Origin of the sequence: Lutibacter sp. (assembly GCF_041562875.1) — a bacterium.
Lineage (GTDB): Bacteria > Bacteroidota > Bacteroidia > Flavobacteriales > Flavobacteriaceae > Lutibacter.
Window position 1 is genome coordinate 1 of record NZ_JBFFOE010000154.1, and the last position, 4,307, is coordinate 4,307.

A 4,307-nucleotide genomic window follows, 5' to 3' on the forward strand; every position below is an offset into this window, starting at 1 on the left:
CTTCCTTGTAAAAAAATCATTTTGCCATCCACAAAATCAGTCTTTTTAGTTTCAGCAATATATAGCAATAAAGAATTTCGCGCCGCACTAATATGCATTGGCATAGATTCTTTGGTTAACGGAATGTATTTTGCTCCTGAAGTTGTACCTGAAGTTTTGGCAAAGTATAAAGGTTTCCCTTTCCATAAAATATCCGAATCACCTGCAACAACTCTTTCTATATATGGCTTTAATGCTTCATAATCACGAATAGGAACCTGCCTTTTAAAATCTTCATATGATTTTATATCACTAAAATTATGATCTTTTCCAAACGAGGTATTATTCGCTTGAGCAATCAAATCTTTAAAAACTTTTTGCTGTATTTCTACAGCATTGTTACTTTGTTTGTAAAATTTTGTTGCAATTAGTTTTGCAAATGGTTTTGCTAAAGTTGATTTAATACTCATTTTATTCGAAATCAATATAATTAGTTGGGTTTACTGGATATCCTTCATTCCACAATTCAAAATGTAAATGAGGTCCAGTACTATATTCTCCTGAGTTTCCTGCAGAAGCAATTACTTCACCAGATTTTACTAAATCTCCTTGATGTTTATGTAAAGCTCCATTATGTTTGTAAATTGAAATAAATCCGCTTGAATGTCTTACAATAATTACATTACCTGTCTCTGCAGTCCATTCTGCAAAAATTACAATTCCATCAGCTACAGCTTTAATTGGAGTTCCCATTTCTACAGCAACATCAACGGCAAAGTGTTTTTTTTCTAAATTATAACCATCAGATATTGTTCCAACAACTGGTGCAAAAAATACAATTTCAACATTTTTTGTAGCTTCATTAAAAATACTATACCTATCAGAGCTTTCTATTTCTTGCCTAAATTGTAAATCTTCTAAAGAGGGTTCAAAATTCATGGAGTCTTTATTGTAATGAATCGCCTGAAAAGCGGAATCTTTATCAAAAAGAACTTCAGAAACTTCACCCGTTAACAATGCTCTAACTTTTTGAATATAAAGGTTATTTACTTCTAAAACTTGCTTTAAAGAATCTGCTTTGTATACCAAGTTGGTGGCCTCTATTTTTAGTTGAGTTGAAGAATAACCAGGGATATATTCTCTTAAAGTTGTAAAAGCAATTAAAAAAATGGTTCCAACAATTAAAGCTATGGAAAATAAACTACCTAAAATAAATACATTTAATCTTGTTAATTTAAATGATAACTTTTCTTCAAAAGTATTTTCATTTAATACTACCAAACGGTATTTATGAGTTAATTTTTGCCTGAATTTTCTTTTATCTTGAGGTTTTTTCTCCATAATTCTAGTTGAAACAAATATACAACGAAAATTTATTAAAATAATTTCAATCTACTTTTTCAGTGGTGTTAAAAATTAGCCAATTTTACTATTTATAAAAGTTCATTTCATCAATATATTTCCAAACATTTTCTGGTAACATAGTACTTATATCTTTTTTTTCTTGAAGTGCTTTTCTTATAAAAGTTGAAGATATTTGAATTATTGGAGCATTTACTTTATGGATTTTTGGATGCGTTGAAAATTCATGTTCCGTCTTTCCATCAGAAATTCTTGGATATACATATAACTCATAATTTTGAAGTATTGCTTCATAATTTTTCCACTTATGAAATCCTTTTAAATTATCTTCTCCCATAATTAAACAGAATTGATGATTTGGGAATTTCTCTTCAAATTGAACCAATGTATTTATGGTGTAATTTGGTTGAGGTAAGTTAAATTCAATATCAGATGTTTTTAATTTAGGGTAATTTTCTACAGCTATATTTGCAATTGCTAATCTGTGATGATTGCTTAACATTGCTATTTTTTTCTTAAACGGACTTTGAGGTGTTACTACAAACCAAACCTCTTCTAAATCTGAGAATTCAACCATGTAATTTGCAATAATCAAGTGCCCAATATGAATTGGATTAAATGTGCCAAAAAACAATCCTATCTTCATTTATTTTATAAAGTTTTCTACTAAAATGTATGCCTCTTTTTTAGCGGTATCTAAATCATTATTCACCAAAATAACATCAAAATCGTTAGCATATTTTAATTCTTTTTCAGCTTTAGCAACACGCTCTTGTATTTTTTCTTCACTATCTGTTTGCCTATTTCTAAGTCTGCGTTCCATTTCTTCAATGGAAGGCGGCTGAACAAAAATAGCCAAGGTTTGTTCAGGGAATTTATTTTTTATACTTAAACCACCAACAACATCAATATCAAAAATTACGTGTTTTCCTAATTTCCAAATTCGTTCTATTTCCTTTTTTAAAGTGCCATAAAAGTTATTGGTGTAAACTTCTTCCCATTCAATAAAATCATCTTTTTCAATATGTTTTTGAAATTGCTTCAACGAAATAAAATAATAGTCTTTTTCGTTGATTTCTTTTCCTCTTTTTTCTCGTGAAGTTGCAGAGATAGAAAAATCTAGGTTTAATAATGGTTGCTTCAATAAATGATGTACAATAGTAGTTTTACCCGAACCAGAAGGTGCTGAAAAAACTATCAGTTTCCCGTCTTTTTTCACTGTGTTATTCTTTTATAAAACGTTCAAATTTTGTTCTTTTATTTTTTCAAGTTCATCTTTCATTTGAACTACTAATTTTTGCATATCAGCAAAGTTAGATTTTGAACCAATTGTGTTAATTTCTCTACCTATTTCTTGCGTAATAAACCCAAGTTTTTTTCCGTTTGAAATTTCTTCATTTAATTCCTTTCTAAAATAATCTAAATGATTTTGTAATCGAACTTTTTCTTCGGTAATATCTAATTTTTCAATGTAATAAATAAGTTCTTGCTCAAATCTACTTTCGTCTATTTTAGCTTCCAATTCAGCAATAGATTTTTTAATCTTTTCTTTTACGTGTTCAATACGTTTTGGATCTTCTTCAATTACTTTTTCAAGCAAATCTTCAATAATTGAAATACGTAATTCAAAATCAGCAAGTAGCACTTTTCCTTCATCTAATCTGTACTCATTAATTTTTTCAATAGTTTCACTTATTGCAATTTCAATTTGCTTCCACTCATCTTCATCTAATTCTTCTCTTTCTGTTTTTAAAGAATCGGGTAACCGAACTGCCATTTTTAGCAACTCAATGTCGTCATTAGAATCAACAATAGTTTTTAATTGATTCATATATTCTTTTACAATCGTTTCATTTATTTTAGAAGAAAGTTCACCTCCATTATTTTCTATATAAATAGAAAAATCAATTTTTCCTCTTTCTAAAGCTGAAGCTAATTTTTTACGAATATCTAACTCCTTTTCTCTGTAGTAAGAAGGAATACGAACATTTAAATCTAAACTTTTACTGTTTAACGATTTTAATTCAATCGTTATTTTTTTAGTTGAAATTTGTAATATGGTTTTACCATATCCGGTCATTGATTGTATCATCTAATTCTTAAATTTGAGCAAATTTACAAATTTTATAAATAGCATTTAAAATACCACTTTTTCATTTCTAAATTATTGTTTTTAATCATATTAAATCACATATTAGATTGTCAGCGATGGGTGACGATGCTTTGACAGTTTCTGTAATTAAAGTTTTTTTGAAACCTTTATTTTCCGATTTAAATAATGTACTTTTTAAACAGTTTAAAACTTAAGCAATATTGCATAAAATTTTTACTGCATAGAATATGTAATTAAAAAGGCTCACAATTTGCGAGCCTTTTTAAAATCTATCTTTTTTTATTAATCCAATGCTGGAATTCTAAGAACTTGCCCTGGATAAATTTTATCAGGATCCGTTAGCATTGGTTTGTTTGCTTCAAAAATTAAAGGATATTTCATGGCATCTCCATAATATTTTTTTGCAATTTTACTTAAATATTCACCTTTCACAACGGTATGAAACTGAGCTTCTGGCGCTTCAATTACAACAGTCATTCTATCGTCAACTGAAGCAATTCCTTCAGTATTTCCAATAACTAACACTACTTTTTCACGTGTTTCTTGTGAATTTGCTTGCCCCCATACTATTGCGCTATCATTATTAACTTCAATGTTTAAATCTAATACTTCAAAACCTAAAGTTTCAATTACATTGGTTAATTTACTTGCTTTTTCTTTCGCTATTTCTGCTTTTAATGTTGCTGATTCAGTGGCTTCTTCTGCTGTAGTTTTTCCAATTCCAAAAACTTTAGCTCCTGCATTCTTAATAAATGAAAATAATCCCATACCTTTTTTTGTTTTAAATTAAAAGTTTATTAACTACTAATATACAAAATTAACCTGTTTTATTTTATATTTTTATAATTATAAA

The 4,307-nt window shown here is 28.3% G+C and carries 6 protein-coding genes; all 6 read right to left on the reverse strand.

Going from position 1 to position 4,307, the window contains the following annotated elements:
- The coding region (locus ABY863_RS12995; protein ID WP_372795515.1) for a GH3 auxin-responsive promoter family protein at positions 1-449 on the reverse strand (449 nt) is incomplete at its 3' end.
- Between the two features lies 1 nt (position 450).
- Positions 451-1,320: a M23 family metallopeptidase gene (locus tag ABY863_RS13000; protein ID WP_372795517.1), complete on the reverse strand. Its 870-nt coding sequence runs from the start codon at positions 1,318-1,320 to the stop codon at positions 451-453.
- A gap of 88 nt (positions 1,321-1,408) precedes the next feature.
- Positions 1,409-1,987: a nicotinate (nicotinamide) nucleotide adenylyltransferase gene (nadD, locus tag ABY863_RS13005; RefSeq protein WP_372795519.1), complete on the reverse strand. Its 579-nt coding sequence runs from the start codon at positions 1,985-1,987 to the stop codon at positions 1,409-1,411.
- Positions 1,988-2,560 (reverse strand): guanylate kinase, encoded by a 573-nt coding sequence (gene gmk / locus ABY863_RS13010; protein WP_372795521.1) that lies wholly within the window; start codon positions 2,558-2,560, stop codon positions 1,988-1,990. It lies immediately after the preceding gene.
- Between the two features lie 12 nt (positions 2,561-2,572).
- Positions 2,573-3,433: a YicC/YloC family endoribonuclease gene (locus tag ABY863_RS13015; RefSeq protein WP_372795523.1), complete on the reverse strand. Its 861-nt coding sequence runs from the start codon at positions 3,431-3,433 to the stop codon at positions 2,573-2,575.
- Positions 3,434-3,736: 303 nt separating this feature from the next.
- Positions 3,737-4,222 carry a peptidoglycan-binding protein LysM gene (gene lysM / locus ABY863_RS13020; protein ID WP_372795525.1) on the reverse strand — a complete coding sequence of 162 codons (486 nt, stop codon included), beginning with the start codon at positions 4,220-4,222 and terminating at the stop codon, positions 3,737-3,739.
- Positions 4,223-4,307: the final 85 nt, after the last annotated feature.